Origin of the sequence: Salmonella sp. SAL-020, assembly GCF_017372215.1 — a bacterium.
GTDB lineage: Bacteria > Pseudomonadota > Gammaproteobacteria > Enterobacterales > Enterobacteriaceae > Salmonella > Salmonella enterica.
Map to the genome: position 1 here is coordinate 2,678,121 of NZ_CP071690.1, position 13,688 is coordinate 2,691,808.

The following is a 13,688-nucleotide window of genomic DNA, read 5'->3' on the forward strand; positions in this document are numbered from 1 at the left end:
CGTACCAAGATACGTCTCCGTAATCAGTCCCTTAAAAAAATCCAGATACCCTTTCGCGTCATCCCCCGGACGTCCGGATGCTTCCGCAAATACTGATTTTCCAGCCAGATTTACACTGCGCACGTAAAACCAGGCATCATGCAGTGGTTTCAGTCCATCCTTTATCCAGAATGACCCGACGCCCAGATACTGTGCTTTTGACTGAATATCGGCGGCAGTCGCCAGTTGCGTGGCGGAGTACCAGAACTCATACTGCACACTGGCATCGTAGACAGTCTGGTGCGGCGTCACCGTTATCTGAAAATAACCCGGCGTCATCTCAATCGTGGATGGCGCTTCCGGTGCCTGAATACTGAATGCCACGGACGCCGGTTCACCCTGCTGCCCGTAACCGTTTATTGCCCTGACTGTCAGCGTGTAGTCACCCAGTGGCAGTTCGTGGAAGGCGTACTCCGTTTCGCTGGTCGTCGCCGTTGTCACCAGACGAACCGGATCGCCCTCGTTCCCACTGCCTGTGGTCAGCCTCACCACAAAACGCACATCTTTTACCACCCGCGGCGTGCCCCACTTCGCTTTGGCCTGATACAGGGTACTGTCGTTATCCGTGCTGACTGTCAGATGCTGCACAGCGGGCGGAATAATGCTGTTGGTGGTCCCCGGTAACGGGTCAAAGTGCGCCCCGTTGTCCACGATGGACTCTTTTTCCGGAACGTGCTGCAAGGCAGTGATGGCGTATGTGCCGTCGTCATTCTCCTTAATACGCACGCAACGGAAAAGGCGGCGCTTCAGGGAGGGCAGTTTCAGCCCCCAGATACTGTATGGCTGCACGGTTTCCGGCAGGACTTTCGTTACCACCCGATCCGGTGCGGGCTGCGACTGAATCTCCGTACTGAACGGCTTACCGTCAGGCCCGACAATATTCAGCGTGGTGGCGCCGCTTTCCGGTAGTGTTATTTCCCGGTCAAGCGTCAGCGTGCGGGTGGAAATATCCAGGTCAGTGATACGCCCACCGACCGACGCCCCGGCGTAATCGTTGTCGCAGACCTCAATAATATCGCCCGGTGTATGACGCAGACCTTCCGCACCGACAGAAAAATCCACGGTCTGCGTTTCCAGCAGCTCCGTCATCATCACCCACAACCCCGTCCGGTGCGCCTGTCCACGTGAGGTACAGCCGAACGCGTCCATTTTCAGCAGATTGCGTCCATAACGGGCCTGTGAGGCATGGTCTTCCACCAGCTCCGTGGAGGTTTGCCAGCCATTCAGCGGATCGGTGTATCTCACTTCTATCGCGTTATGGCGGTCTTTCAGGGCACTGAAGCTGTATTTAAAGCGCCCGCCCACCACGTTACCGTTGGTGTAGGTCCATGCTTTATCGGAGGGGCGGTCCTGGATGAAGGTCATTTTGCGGCCATTCCATACCGGCATACAACGCATCACCGAGCAGAAATCCGCCAGAACGTCATACGCCTTACGCTGGGTGGTAATATACGCATTAAGCGTCATGCGGGGTTCCGTGCCGCCAAATCCGTCCGGCACCGGTTGATCGCAGTACTGCGCGATGGCGTACAGCGCCCATTTATCCACATCCGCCCCCCCGATACGCCTGCCCAGCCCGTAACGGGGGTGGGTCAGTTTATCCATCGTGCACCACGCCGGGTTATTCGTGTACGCCGGTTTAAACGCCCCGTCCCACAGGCCGGTATATGTGCGGGTATCCGGGTCATAGTTTGAGGGGACCTGAAAAATACGTCCGCGCAGGTGGTAGTTACGCGTGACCTGCTGGCTGCCGAACTGTTCCGCATCCACCAGCAGACCGGCAACCGCTGTGCCAGGATAACCCTGCCGGATATCGATGATTTCCGTATACGACGACCACAGCGTTTTGTTCTGAAGCCTGTCGGTGGTGCTGTCCGGTGTCACCCTGACCATGCGGACACTGAACGGGCGCGGCGGTAAATTATCAGCCACTACCGATGCCAGATATTGTGTTGTGATCTTGCCGTTAATAGTGATATCAAATTCTGTGTTCCAGATCCCGCTACGCTGAAACTGTATCAGCAGATTCACGGAGGACGGGTTACGGTCCCCCTTGTCCATGGTCTCCTGCAGCATCTGTACACCAAAGGTGAAGCGTAGCCGGTCGACATTCTCTGAGACAACAGTACGGGTAACGGGATTATCGTGTTTCACTTCCACACCCAGCACCGTTTCCGCGCCGGAAGCCTCAAAACCTTCCAGCGGTGCCTGTGGTGTCTCCCCCACCTGATATACCACGGTCACGCCGTGAATATTACTGTTACCGTCCGCGTCCACCACCGGCGTGTTATTAATCAGCACGCTCTGCAGACCGTTCCGCTTTGTATCTGGAGGGTACGATCCGCACTGCTGAGACAGGGCTTACCGTCAGGATGGCTGTGTACCAGCGCCACGATGTCGCCGCGGTTCCGGGCATTCAGGTAATCCTCCGGGGATATACGAAAATACATCGTGGGTTCAGCAGACAGATTTTCACACGGAAAATACCGCTCTCCCTGTGCTGTTCTGACCACATAACCGCACGATTCCGCAGGCGCACACTGTCGGGCATGTGCCAGAATGTCATCGTTAATCATGGGAACCTGTTAAGACAGTTTGTTGATGGAAGCGAAAAATCCGGCATTCACCAGATTGTTACGCATTTCACAGCCTTTCATGCAGTGGCTGCATTTATCCTTTTTCGGGTCTGAGGTGGGCTTATCGAACTCATCGGCCACGGGCGGGCCGTCGTATCCGCAGTTTTCATCCCGGTAATCCCACGGACAGGAGTCCGCCAGCATGGTACGCCCCGGCACCACAGAACCGTCGGTTTCTGCCGGTGATGCCAGAATAATGGTAGCAGTTGATGAATCCAGTTCTGACAACTGCTCCACGTTATAGCGCGCTACCGCCTCCTGCTCCGGGTCAGCGCCCGGATTGCCGTTACTGAAATTCACCGCATCAAGAAACTTGCTGTAAACCTGATGCCTTACCACTGACGCGCCGACGAGACTTTGCAAATCCTCCGCCATCCCCGTGACCAGACCAAAGAGATTGGCAACAACGAGGTTCGGGCGGGGAGATGCGCCTTTCCCGTTCATCTCAAAATCCTGTACCTGTATCGGGTACGGTTCGTACTGCCTCCCCTGCCAGGTTAACGGCTCGCCTTTTTCGTTCGGTTCGTTACAGAAGAAAAAGCGCTCACCGCCAATCGCGGTTAAATCAAATTCCCACAAATCCACCTTCGCGGACTGCTCCGCTTTGGTGGTCTCGCTCAAGGTTTCCTGTGGTATATCCTGCATATATGAGAGATCCTTTATTATTTATCTTGCAAAAATATACCTGCTTTTATTAATGGTATTTACGATACAACCAAAAAACGAGGTAACTAATGAAATACACAATATTGTCGCTGGTAGCTGGTGCGCTCATCAGTTGTTCAGCAATGGCAGAGAATACCCTGACTGTAAAGATGAACGATGCCCTGTCCAGCGGAACAGGAGAAAACATAGGTGAAATCACAGTTTCAGAGACACCTTACGGTCTGCTTTTCACTCCTCACCTAAATGGTCTTACGCCAGGAATTCACGGCTTCCATGTCCACACAAACCCAAGTTGTATGCCGGGAATGAAAGACGGTAAAGAGGTTCCGGCGCTCATGGCCGGAGGACATCTTGACCCCGAAAAAACCGGGAAACATCTTGGCCCATATAATGACAAAGGGCATTTGGGGGATCTGCCTGGACTGGTTGTCAATGCAGATGGTACAGCCACGTATCCGTTACTGGCACCACGCCTTAAATCACTGTCAGAACTGAAAGGTCACTCATTGATGATCCATAAAGGCGGTGACAATTACTCCGATAAACCTGCTCCACTGGGTGGTGGCGGTGCACGTTTTGCCTGTGGTGTCATTGAGAAATAACAGCAACATAGCCATATCGTCATAATTTCGTTTTACCCATAAAAAAGCCCTCTCACTGGAGGGCATTAAATCTGTATCGATGTTAAAGGTCAGAAGCTGTAACCTACGCCAAGCACCTAGGTTCCAGCTTTGACGTCACTGTCAGCATCAGTGGAAAAACTTGTATGCTCATAAGACGCATTAACGGCAATATTTTCAACCGGGTTAAGCTGAATACCTGCCCCATAAGCAAAGGCGGTTTTATTGTCAGAATTTCCCCAGTTATCCTTAATATGTCCGTTTGCTGCACCAATCATCACGTAAGCATTCAGATAGTCGTTAAAACGGTATGAAGGACCAACAAGAAGGGAGGTATAATCAGCATCACCTACCTTAAACGCTCAGCACCTCGCTGGCCGGGATCAGAGTTCTCATCTCCTTTTCCAGCTCAATACGCGTCATTTCCGACTGAAACCATGCCCGTCGATCTGAGGGTTTCATCTTATTGGGGTCATTCTCCCCGGTAACAGCCGGCATCGTCATCATGGCGGTCAGAATATCCACCAGCCGGTAGATTTTCAGGTTACTACCGTTCCCACCTGAGGTTTTTACGCCCTTCAGCCTGCTGGCGATGGTCTGTCGGTGTGCACCAGTGATGGCCGAAAGCTGTGTGATGTTTAATTCGAGGCTTTTAATTTCCTGATCCACAGTCGTGCTCTTTTCCTGTATACGGTGAAAATGGCGTTCAGTGTCGAACAAAAAACGTACCACCTCGACACTGAAAACAGTAAATGTATTGATTTTTAAGGTTATTTTTCAGTGCTGACAGAGACTAAAAAATCAAAAATCAGCCGATTCCCGCGAGCCCGAAGCCACCCGTGGCGCCCCCTGCCCGGGAGTACCTTTTTAATACAGTCACCATTGGTTACTAGTTTTTCCTGCATTACCGTGGCATTGGGTGCGAATGTACGCCTGCGCCCCTTCCAGTTGCTTTTGCATCGTCTTCACTCGCTCTTTGAGGGCGAAATAATCCCGTTGAGCGGAGTCTGCCAGTCTGGGGCTGGCTGCATTATCCATGCGGGCGGTGGAGGTGGATTTACCTGTCGGCACTGCGGGGCATGTTGCGTTGACGTACAGGCGACGGCGGCCAGCGGCAACATCATCGCGCAAAGCATCATTCTCAGCTTTCGCATCGGCTAATTCCTTCGTGTATTTTTCATCGAGGGCGGCAACGTCACGCTGGCGCTTAGTCATGTCGGTAATTGTCGCGTTCGCCAGCGTCAGCCTATGAGTAACGGTATCGCGCTGCTCTTTGTAGGTGATGGCGTTATTTCGGTAGTGATTTGCCAGCCGACCGGCAACAATTAGCGAGACAAGCAACAGGCCAACAAACATCGTTTTCCAGTTGAACATCATGACAGGAACAGAGCACGCTCCGCCTCACGCCGACGGGTAAGCCCGTTCAGTACTTTGCCACCAGCCTTATTCCAGCGCAGGAACTCATCAGCGGCGCCAGCGTAATCACCAGCGTTTAGCTTCCGCAGCAGAGTTGATGAGGATAATGTCCGGGCGCCGAGGTTGTACGCGAACGACACCAGCGCATCAAACTGGCCTTGCGTCAACTTGACCTTAACCAGTCTGGACACATCATTTTCATAACCGACTAAACCAGTGTTAAGCAAGCGCTCGGCAGTAGCCTCGTCAATCATCATTCCGGGCTTAACTGGCTTACCGTCAACAGAGTGGGTCCAGCCATAACCAATCGTCCAGGGATCTCCCCCCGTTCCCGGGTCCGGATAAGCTGTCAGGCTACAACCTTCAAACTCTTTGATTAGGGTAATGCCTTTTTCACTGATTCTCATCATTAACCCCTGCACGTTTTTTGAGTGCGCTAATTGCGATTTCGCGCAGCTTGTCCACACCGACAAAGCCAATAATTCCGCCAACGAAAGGCGAAATGGAAACCGGCAGGCCTACCACATCAAGCGCACTGGTGACACATAAGGAAAGAGCGCCACACAGGACGCCCTCAAGCCATTTATTTTTACGGGTGGCGCCGTCGTATATCAGTCGGCCGTAGGCAATGAGTCCGGCCATTAACGCCCCAAGTATCTGGGGCCACGCATTTTTGAGTCCGGTCAAAACCGCAGCCCAGAATTCAGGAGTCTTGTCATTCATTTTCATAAGCCTCACCTCCGATGATTTCGGATGGTAACTAGAGTGAGTGAAATGGTTGGGTTGCAGGGTTTAATATCTTGTAAAACAGGATTGCCTGTGGTTGCAGAATCTGAAAGTAAAATCACGCAGAGTACAATTTTAATGGAGGTGAGGCACAAATACTGCAAATTTAGCTTTTAGTTTAATTGATTGCGTGCTGAGTGAATTCTGTTTGACAAAAACATGCTATTTATAGAATGTTAATTCCATGTAATAAAAAGGATGTGTAACTCATCATGCCAACGGGAATTAAACCAATATTTATCAATAATATGATGTCAACATATGGATTATCCCATCCTCATGACAGCAAGGTATTTCCAGACCTTCCAGAACACCAAGATAATCCTTCGCAATTACGCCTCCAACATGATGGTCTTGCTACCGATGATAAAGCCAGGCTGGAACCAATGTGTCTTGCTGAATACCTTATCTCTGGACCAGGAGGAATGGATCCTGATATCGAAATTGATGATGATACCTATGATGAATGCCGTGAGGTGCTATCACGCATACTTGAAGATGCATACACTCAAAGCGGGACATTCCGCAGACTGATGAATTATGCCTACGATCAGGAATTGCGTGATGTAGAACAACGCTGGTTGCTGGGAGCCGGAGAAAACTTTGGTACTACCGTAACTGATGAGGACCTGGAGAGTTCAGAAGGCAGAAAAGTGATTGCCCTCAACCTGGATGATACAGACGATGATTCAATACCAGAGTACTATGAAAGTAATGATGGCCCACAACAATTTGATACAACACGCTCATTTATTCACGAAGTTGTACACGCGTTGACTCACCTTCAGGACAAAGAAGACAGTAATCCAAGAGGCCCGGTAGTCGAGTATACCAATATCATTTTAAAAGAGATGGGTCACACATCACCACCAAGAATCGCCTACGAATTTAGTAATTGACACTCATCAAAAAATGCAAAATCCCACGATGCTACAACACAGTAACCAGTTCAGGTCTGAGCTAATACAGGTCAGCAGTCCATAGACACTGGCTCCTGTCAGGATGCCACCTGCTAACCCAGTACCAGAAATCGATTCGGACATTCATCCCCCTCTGGTTGTGTGGGGCCTCTCAGTTATGAGGGGAAATAATAAATATCCTCCGGCATAGCCGGAGGATATTTATTCATAAAGAACACAATTAAGAATAATACCGATTTAATTAAAATAACTTGATCTCACAGTTGAAGAATGAATAATAGCGAGCCCTGCCAAGGCAGGGCATAGAAATAACCAACGAGAAGAAATAGGTAGGAACTAATGAAAAACACCGCTCTGGGTAAGTTCATTTTTATCGTCGGCACCGCGTTACTGCTCGGTGGCTGTAGTGGCATGGTCATGCCTCCCTATGCCACCCACGGTACATCGGTCGGAATCATTGCGCCAGCGGGAGGCTATAGCGAGTGGCACACGGATAGCCGCAACCACACCACAGGAGACAGTCACAGCCAGTCACAGGGAAACTGCACCCAAAGTGAAGATAGCCAGCTCAGCGAAAATAGTCTCACACGGACACACCAAAGCAACTGTAACACCCGTAGTCAAACCCACAGCAGTAGCACCAGCAAAACCCGCTCCAGCAGCGTCGGTTTCAGCGTCGGGGGGCCTGTTGGTGCTAGCATAGGGTTGATCAAGCAGATGGAGTCGATGAACCGTGCGCCAGCCAACGATATGAGTAGTAATGAGATGTTCAAGAATTTCGGTTTCTAGCACATAACGCCACCTGGTACCGTTGTGGTGTCTGGCCCGGCGGCTATCTGTAACGACTCACAATCGAAAAAAGTCAGACTCGCAATCAGCGCAAAAATAGATTGTGAGTCCATTGAATGGGGATCGTTGTGCATTTTCATAAGCCTCGCCCCCGATAGCTTGGATGGCGCTGTATTTGTAAGGGTGAGAGGCCCTCGGGCGGGGTTTTAACAACGAAGCGTGTAGATGATGATTTCCGAGGGCTGAATAAAAAAACCGGCGAAAAGCCAGGAAGATGTAAATAAGGCCATTTCGACTCTGTGGACGAAGATACCCTAACATTAGTTTGATGTGTGGCAATTCTTACCGAGGGTGTTGAGCAATCCTCTCTAAACTATTTCTGCGAGGCTATATAAAGTTCATGAGTATCAGCTAACTGCACAAATTTGTACTTAATAGCCCCCAATAAAGTACCTAATCTTGTATGACCCTCCATAAGGTGTAAGCCGCTCTCTCCAGGAATAATAAGCGAACGCTCAATAAACATCGGTGGTTCAGCCCATGTACCGAATTTAAGCCAATGGTTTGCAACCTCTTCACGGGCATCAATGCAAAACTTGCTGCCGCAGGCATTAAAGTCTTCTGAAATCTCGAGCATGTAATCAGGATATGTGGCATTTCTGCCAAACTTTGTAAACTCTGCTGTTTTCAATCTGACCAAATCCCACTTCAGTGATTTAAGATTTAGATGCCCATACAAGGTTTGAAATTCAGAATTATTAGATAACCCACAATAAATTTGCTTAAAAATTTGTTCTGGAGCTTCGATCCCATATTGCTCACGAAGGATGGCAATTCCTTCTTCTTCCTTATACAACGGGTCGGGACCAAAAACTTGAAATAAATCACGATAAAACATCATCAATTCCTATTGCTGATTAATACAAAAATCCCGTTCCTCAGCAGGCTTGCATATTTTAGGCATGATATCAAATTTACATGAAATATATGTATTTCAGTTCGGTTTTGCAAGACTTATATCCAAATTTGTCGCCTTTTGTTGTGAACGCGATCGTGTTACGGAGATAAGCGCATCACTATCAAGCCGTTTAAAGCTGTTACGCATTACTAACCAATGAGACATGTACGTCTCTGTCCAGGTAGATTTTGCCACGCCCATCAGTTCCGCCAACGTTTGGTACTCATACGTCTCACGTCTGGCCAGTTCCGCCTTCACATCCTGCGCAGCAAGCCAGATGAGCTGGCGCAACCGTGCTAAAGTCTTCTTCGCAACTCGCTTCCCTTCCAACTGCTGGCTGAATTTTTCCCAAGCCCATCGAGTTACAGTGACCTGATATTCCCAGCAGGTGTTTTCACTGTAATTCCACAATAGCCAGGCCTTATTATGTTCTTCGAGTGACAAAAGCGCACGGCGCCATGAGGAAGTGGAGTATTCTACGGGCTGCACAAGCGGAATTGCGCTTCCTTTCGCCAGTGATTGCTTACCAGCAATCGGTGGATTATTCAGCGTTATCATTTTTCCGGTCACTTCATCCCTGATACGCTGTTTTTTTCGGGGATAGTTTTTCGTATAGAGCTGGGCGTTCTCCAGCCATGCCTGCAACTGACCTTTCGTGGCGCCACTCAGATCTGCAGTCGCCACGATGAGCTGCTGTCGCACATATTCCAGATATTGTGTATTCATACGGTACCGCCCGTTATCTTCACGTAGTTTTTCAAAATCCGGTAATCGATCAGGATGGAACCCGGAAATGGTATAAGCACAACTGCTACCAGCGAGCACGGAGATGATCGGCAAAGTAGGATTCGAATGTCATGCCGCCTCCAGCTTTTTTAGCGCACGCAGATCCGCCAGTGCAGCGATCCTGATTTCTTTCAGCTCCTCAACCGTCCAACGTTGCGGAGTATTATTGCTCTCAAGTTCCAGCACCTCCGCCTCACCGTAACGCTCAACCTTCACGCCACGGCGCCGGTATCCCGCCACCAGCTCATCCGCCTCTTCGGTGGTACACACCGGATGCTGAAACCATGTCATTTTCATGCGAACTCCAGCAGATGCGCGGCCACATTTTCAACTTCTTCCAGAGAGGAAAATTTACGAAACAGAATCCAGTTCCACAGGACGTTCAGCACAGCTTTATAGACCTGTTGAAACTCGGTTTCGTCCATACTGGCGAATGCTATGGATTTCGCCCGGCGCCCGCGACTGCCATCCGGATAAAAATGCTCGGTATAAAACCCGGCCTGAACGGTTACCCATTCCCGGAAGGCATCGAAAGACTTAAGAAGGGCGACGTCCCCGGTTCGCAGGGTAGCTACGTTATGGAGGTACTGTTCCGCCGCCTCGTTAAGGGCCGGGGTATATTCCTGGCCTGCGGAGTCGCAAAGAAAATTAACGAACCCGGAGATAAGTTTCTGTTCCCGCGATGTGACCGTGCCGCCCGTTGGCATCCAGTAGTCGAAACCAAGCTGAAGGAGTTTAAAAAATCGTTTATGAAAGGCGTAGTTGCGGACACGTTTAAAATCGGCGTGTATCCACTCACCGATTTTTACTGAGCGCAGGAAATCCCCACTCTCCGGCGTCGCCGGGAGCAGAAGCCCTGATGAGGTTTGCTTGACCAGTTGTAAATGCGCCATCGTTCTCTCCGTTGGCGCAGTAGATTGGGAGTTCAGCCCGCAGACGAGTATAACAAAGGATGATTATTCATGATAACCGGCCCTGATAGTCAGCTCATTAATCAGGGTATCGCTCCCCATGATGTCATTTTGCAACAACGGCAGAAACCGGACATAGCGGCCATCCCGATACATCAATGACCTGTTGCAGTCAGGAAAAAAATCCATTTCAGCAATTACTGTCATGTCATCACGGCGAATAACAGCATATTTACAAGTGAATGTTTTATTTAAATTTTTCACGGTGTCTCCATAGATAACGAACTTGAGCATTTTTAAAGCATCTTCATTCTCAACATGAATATATAGGAGACTATTAATTATCATCATCAATAAATATATCTATTTTTTGACCATATGCAATGACATTTTCTCTGTGTTCTATTTATAATCTTATAACTGGTTATTTTTTGACATGCTCATTTCCCGGACATTAAAAAAACCGCCGGCGCAGGTATTAAGTGCGGGTACATTGAGGTTGTCTGACACATCACAGGTGATGGAGATTCATCCCCCAAGGTCTCTTACTTAGCAATGAAGACAACTACCTCCTCTCTGTCTGGCCGGTTCGATCGCAGTCTCTCCTCGTTACTGGTGCAGTCACTGTGACAGTGATGCAGATGATAATCAGGACGATTAACATCGCTGCGGTTGACTTATCCGGCAAAATTATGCTGCCATGATGCCAGTTAACCATACTGGCATCATGGCCAACCGGCATCGAAAAGCATGTTGGCCAGACTCGCAGGCCATTGAATCACGCAACAACCAGTTACTGTCATCTGATGAAAAAGGCTGTGCATAACAGAATCAGAACTGACTGGTATCAGGGCCATGTTCTTCAGCAGCAAATACATAAGATGAAGCAAGATATAAAGAATGAAGGGAAAATAGAGTATAAAAAACGTACAGAATTGTCTGAAGTAACTTCCCTGCAGCATTGACGCCGCAGGGAATCTATTTATGGTGTAACTATATTGAACCAGAACTCAAACTTGTCCATATAGCCCAGCATCTCATCCAGTTTCGCAGCATTACCGGTAACGTTGACTTCTCCTTTATCTTGAGCCTGCTTCAGAGTTTCTTCCTTCAGGATAATTTTATTCAGCGTGTCACGGTTCAGAGTAATCGTGGCATCAGCATCTTTCGCTTCAGCATTAGCCGTGTGGTTCAGCACGCCATTTTCCAGCTCAAGCTTGTACTTTCCGCCGTCGCTGCCAAGGTCAATATTAAATACCGCCCGGGCATTACCCGCTTTTTCACCGTTGATATGTACAGCCAGAAAGTCGAAGAACATTTCAGGGGTCATCGCCCGAACGGTATCCGGACTTGCTGTATTTGGCGTCGGACCTTTAACCACACCGTTACGCAGCTCCTGCGCACCGGTCAGGTAGAAGTTACGCCATGGACCAGATTCAGCCTGATACCCCAATTGCTCCAGCGCATCGGCTTCAAGGTTACGTGCATTCTGGTTATTTGGATCGGCAAACACGACCTTACTCACCACCTGAGCAACCCAACGGTAGTTCCCCTGGTCAAAGTCTGCTTTAGCTTTCTGAAGAATCGCATCGGCACCGCCCATGTATTCAACAAATTTCTTGGCCGCTTCTTCGGGTGGCAGCTCATCAAGGGTTGCCGGATTGCCATCGAACCAACCGAGATACAGCACATACGTTGCTTTTACGTCATGGCTGATGGAGCCGTAATAGCCGCGGTTGGCCCAGGTTTTTGCCAGGCTATCCGGTAGTTTAAAGTTGGCCGCTATTTCGTCGCGAGTCAGACCTTCATTGGCCATGCGCAGAGTCTGGTCATTGATATAACGATACAGGTCTCGCTGGCTTTTCAGCAGACCAACAACATTCTCGTTACCCCAGGTCGGCCAGTGGTGCTGGGCCATAATAATTTCAGCTTTGTCACCCCAACGCACTATAGCTTCGTTGATATATTTCGACCACGGCAACGGCTCACGAATTTTTGCGCCACGTAGCGAGTAAGTGTTATGCAGGGTGTGAGTGACGTCCTCTGCGGCTTCGATGAGTTTCTTCTCTTCGATGAACCACAGCATTTCCGAAGGGGCTTCCGAACCAGGGGCCAGCATAAAGTCGTAAGTCAGGCCATCAATCACTTCTTTCTGGCCGTCTTTATCGATGATATTAGTGGGCGCAATCAGTGTCACCGTCCCCGCAGAGGTGGTCGTCCCCAGTCCGGCGCCAACCTGGCCGGAGGCATCTGGTTTCAGGAGGTTGCCATACATATAGCTGGCACGGCGGCTCATCACGTTGCCGGCCATAATATTCTCGGCTACTGCTGCCTCCATAAAGCCAGCAGGCGCATACACTTTCACCTTGCCGGATTTCACGTCCGCTTCATCGACAACGCCACGCACACCGCCATAGTGGTCAACATGGCTATGAGTATAAATGATGGCGACAACAGGCTTATTGCCACGGTTTTTGAAATACAAATCCATACCGGCTTTGGCTGTTTCCGCAGAAACCAGCGGATCGACAACCGTAATCCCCTCTTTACCTTCGATAATCGTCATGTTGGATAAATCAAGGTTACGAATCTGGTAGACGCCGTCTGTGACTTCAAACAAGCCACTGATATTGATTAGCTGGGACTGACGCCACAGACTAGGGTTAACAGTGTCAGGAGATTTTTCCCCTTCTTTTATGAAAGCGTACTGCTGTGGATTCCAGATGACATTCCCTTGCTCTCCCTTAATCACCTCTTCAGGTAAACCAGCGATAAAGCCTTTATGGGCATTCGTGAAATCGGTGTTATCAGAGAAAGGAAGTTGGTTATAAAGCGCATCGTTAGCTTGCTTGGTTGAAGCAGTGGCACCTTTTGGGGCTTCCTGTGCAAATAAAGGTGTCAGCGCAGTGGAAGAGAGTAGCCCCGCCAGCGCAAAACTTTTAACGATCAACTTAAGTCTCATTTGTACCCCTCATGTAAAAATATTCTGTATCACTCAGTCTGGTAGATTAATTATCTGTTAATTCAAACAATTAAAGTTATTGCTGACCATTTTCTCTCTTTTAAATATAACCAAAACGTTACATTTCGCTATTTATGGATACAAATAAATCGTGTTTTACGTCAGCCAGTTCCATCCTCTTTTAGTAAGTGGGGTAAGC

The 13,688-nt window shown here is 49.3% G+C and carries 14 protein-coding genes and 5 pseudogenes; 3 read left to right on the forward strand and 16 right to left on the reverse strand.

What is annotated here, in order from left to right; translation table 11 throughout:
- Positions 1 to 23: 23 nt before the first annotated feature.
- The 3 genes and pseudogenes from J1G48_RS13065 to J1G48_RS13075 form a co-directional block, all read right to left on the reverse strand.
- Positions 24 to 2,355 (reverse strand): annotated as a pseudogene (locus tag J1G48_RS13065) (host specificity protein J); the annotation flags it as partial.
- A pseudogene (locus J1G48_RS13070) lies at positions 2,355 to 2,615 on the reverse strand (C40 family peptidase); the annotation flags it as partial. The pseudogenes J1G48_RS13070 and J1G48_RS13065, both read right to left, overlap by 1 nt.
- A 9-nt stretch (positions 2,616 to 2,624) precedes the next feature.
- Entirely contained in the window at positions 2,625 to 3,320 is a 696-nt protein-coding gene (locus J1G48_RS13075) for a phage minor tail protein L (protein ID WP_001152416.1), read from the reverse strand.
- A gap of 89 nt (positions 3,321 to 3,409) precedes the next feature.
- Between J1G48_RS13075 and sodC1 the strand changes: the two genes are divergently transcribed.
- The gene (sodC1, locus tag J1G48_RS13080; RefSeq protein ID WP_000877926.1) at positions 3,410 to 3,943 is read left to right on the forward strand and encodes a superoxide dismutase [Cu-Zn] SodC1; all 534 of its coding nucleotides are present in this window, start codon (positions 3,410 to 3,412) and stop codon (positions 3,941 to 3,943) included.
- 116 nt (positions 3,944 to 4,059) lie between these two features.
- Here sodC1 and J1G48_RS13085 read toward each other — a convergent pair whose 3' ends face one another.
- The 5 genes and pseudogenes from J1G48_RS13085 to J1G48_RS13105 form a co-directional block, all read right to left on the reverse strand.
- Positions 4,060 to 4,242 carry an Ail/Lom family outer membrane beta-barrel protein gene (locus J1G48_RS13085; protein WP_223155435.1) on the reverse strand — a complete coding sequence of 61 codons (183 nt, stop codon included), beginning with the start codon at positions 4,240 to 4,242 and terminating at the stop codon, positions 4,060 to 4,062.
- 76 nt (positions 4,243 to 4,318) lie between these two features.
- A pseudogene (locus J1G48_RS13090) lies at positions 4,319 to 4,630 on the reverse strand (DUF1441 family protein); the annotation flags it as partial.
- A gap of 207 nt (positions 4,631 to 4,837) precedes the next feature.
- Positions 4,838 to 5,317 carry a lysis protein gene (locus J1G48_RS13095; protein ID WP_001541990.1) on the reverse strand — a complete coding sequence of 160 codons (480 nt, stop codon included), beginning with the start codon at positions 5,315 to 5,317 and terminating at the stop codon, positions 4,838 to 4,840.
- Positions 5,318 to 5,334: 17 nt separating this feature from the next.
- Positions 5,335 to 5,787: a glycoside hydrolase family protein gene (locus tag J1G48_RS13100; protein ID WP_000984586.1), complete on the reverse strand. Its 453-nt coding sequence runs from the start codon at positions 5,785 to 5,787 to the stop codon at positions 5,335 to 5,337.
- A complete protein-coding gene (locus J1G48_RS13105) occupies positions 5,771 to 6,100 on the reverse strand; it encodes a phage holin, lambda family (RefSeq protein ID WP_001574216.1) in 330 nt (109 codons plus the stop codon). The genes J1G48_RS13100 and J1G48_RS13105 overlap by 17 nt, the downstream gene beginning before the upstream one ends.
- Before the next feature lie 275 nt (positions 6,101 to 6,375).
- Here J1G48_RS13105 and gtgA point away from each other — a divergent pair, with 275 nt between their 5' ends.
- Both gtgA and J1G48_RS13115 read left to right on the forward strand, forming a co-directional pair.
- Positions 6,376 to 7,062, forward strand: coding sequence for a type III secretion system effector protease GtgA (gene gtgA, locus J1G48_RS13110; protein WP_001574215.1), 687 nt, complete (start codon positions 6,376 to 6,378; stop codon positions 7,060 to 7,062).
- Positions 7,063 to 7,422: 360 nt separating this feature from the next.
- A complete protein-coding gene (locus tag J1G48_RS13115; protein ID WP_000798708.1) occupies positions 7,423 to 7,872 on the forward strand; it encodes a hypothetical protein in 450 nt (149 codons plus the stop codon).
- A gap of 373 nt (positions 7,873 to 8,245) precedes the next feature.
- On the opposite strand, the gene J1G48_RS13120 is transcribed toward J1G48_RS13115, so the two are convergent.
- The 8 genes and pseudogenes from J1G48_RS13120 to J1G48_RS13155 all read right to left on the reverse strand — a co-directional run bounded on the left by J1G48_RS13120 (position 8,246) and on the right by J1G48_RS13155 (position 13,489).
- Positions 8,246 to 8,770: a hypothetical protein gene (locus tag J1G48_RS13120; protein ID WP_001574213.1), complete on the reverse strand. Its 525-nt coding sequence runs from the start codon at positions 8,768 to 8,770 to the stop codon at positions 8,246 to 8,248.
- A 96-nt stretch (positions 8,771 to 8,866) separates the two neighbouring features.
- Positions 8,867 to 9,556, reverse strand: coding sequence for a bacteriophage antitermination protein Q (locus tag J1G48_RS13125; protein ID WP_001097218.1), 690 nt, complete (start codon positions 9,554 to 9,556; stop codon positions 8,867 to 8,869).
- A pseudogene (locus tag J1G48_RS13130) lies at positions 9,553 to 9,689 on the reverse strand (YlcG family protein). Before J1G48_RS13130 ends, J1G48_RS13125 begins: the two are co-directional and overlap by 4 nt.
- Positions 9,686 to 9,826: pseudogene (locus J1G48_RS23365) on the reverse strand (recombination protein NinG); the annotation flags it as partial. The pseudogenes J1G48_RS13130 and J1G48_RS23365, both read right to left, overlap by 4 nt.
- Positions 9,827 to 9,909: 83 nt before the next feature.
- Complete coding sequence (locus J1G48_RS13140; RefSeq protein WP_000940753.1) at positions 9,910 to 10,509, reverse strand: DUF1367 family protein; 600 nt, start codon at positions 10,507 to 10,509, stop codon at positions 9,910 to 9,912.
- 63 nt (positions 10,510 to 10,572) lie between these two features.
- On the reverse strand, positions 10,573 to 10,821 hold the full coding sequence (locus tag J1G48_RS13145) for a hypothetical protein (RefSeq protein WP_000911593.1): 249 nt from the start codon (positions 10,819 to 10,821) through the stop codon (positions 10,573 to 10,575).
- A gap of 271 nt (positions 10,822 to 11,092) precedes the next feature.
- Positions 11,093 to 11,191, reverse strand: a complete 99-nt coding sequence (locus J1G48_RS23370) for a hypothetical protein (protein WP_223151200.1) — start codon at positions 11,189 to 11,191, stop codon at positions 11,093 to 11,095.
- A 318-nt stretch (positions 11,192 to 11,509) separates the two neighbouring features.
- Entirely contained in the window at positions 11,510 to 13,489 is a 1,980-nt protein-coding gene (locus J1G48_RS13155; RefSeq protein ID WP_001237395.1) for an alkyl sulfatase dimerization domain-containing protein, read from the reverse strand.
- Positions 13,490 to 13,688: the final 199 nt, after the last annotated feature.

Excerpts from the sequence above, each read along its gene's own strand:
- J1G48_RS13075 (WP_001152416.1), bottom strand. The coding sequence starts at position 3,320 with ATGCAGGATATACCACAGGAAACCTTGAGCGAGACCACCAAAGCGGAG.
- sodC1 (WP_000877926.1), top strand. The coding sequence starts at position 3,410 with ATGAAATACACAATATTGTCGCTGGTAGCTGGTGCGCTCATCAGTTGT.
- J1G48_RS13095 (WP_001541990.1), bottom strand. The coding sequence starts at position 5,317 with ATGTTTGTTGGCCTGTTGCTTGTCTCGCTAATTGTTGCCGGTCGGCTG.
- J1G48_RS13100 (WP_000984586.1), bottom strand. The coding sequence starts at position 5,787 with ATGATGAGAATCAGTGAAAAAGGCATTACCCTAATCAAAGAGTTTGAA.
- J1G48_RS13105 (WP_001574216.1), bottom strand. The coding sequence starts at position 6,100 with ATGAATGACAAGACTCCTGAATTCTGGGCTGCGGTTTTGACCGGACTC.
- gtgA (WP_001574215.1), top strand. The coding sequence starts at position 6,376 with ATGCCAACGGGAATTAAACCAATATTTATCAATAATATGATGTCAACA.
- J1G48_RS13115 (WP_000798708.1), top strand. The coding sequence starts at position 7,423 with ATGAAAAACACCGCTCTGGGTAAGTTCATTTTTATCGTCGGCACCGCG.
- J1G48_RS13120 (WP_001574213.1), bottom strand. The coding sequence starts at position 8,770 with ATGTTTTATCGTGATTTATTTCAAGTTTTTGGTCCCGACCCGTTGTAT.
- J1G48_RS13125 (WP_001097218.1), bottom strand. The coding sequence starts at position 9,556 with ATGAATACACAATATCTGGAATATGTGCGACAGCAGCTCATCGTGGCG.
- J1G48_RS13140 (WP_000940753.1), bottom strand. The coding sequence starts at position 10,509 with ATGGCGCATTTACAACTGGTCAAGCAAACCTCATCAGGGCTTCTGCTC.
- J1G48_RS13145 (WP_000911593.1), bottom strand. The coding sequence starts at position 10,821 with ATGCTCAAGTTCGTTATCTATGGAGACACCGTGAAAAATTTAAATAAA.
- J1G48_RS23370 (WP_223151200.1), bottom strand. The coding sequence starts at position 11,191 with ATGTTAATCGTCCTGATTATCATCTGCATCACTGTCACAGTGACTGCA.
- J1G48_RS13155 (WP_001237395.1), bottom strand. The coding sequence starts at position 13,489 with ATGAGACTTAAGTTGATCGTTAAAAGTTTTGCGCTGGCGGGGCTACTC.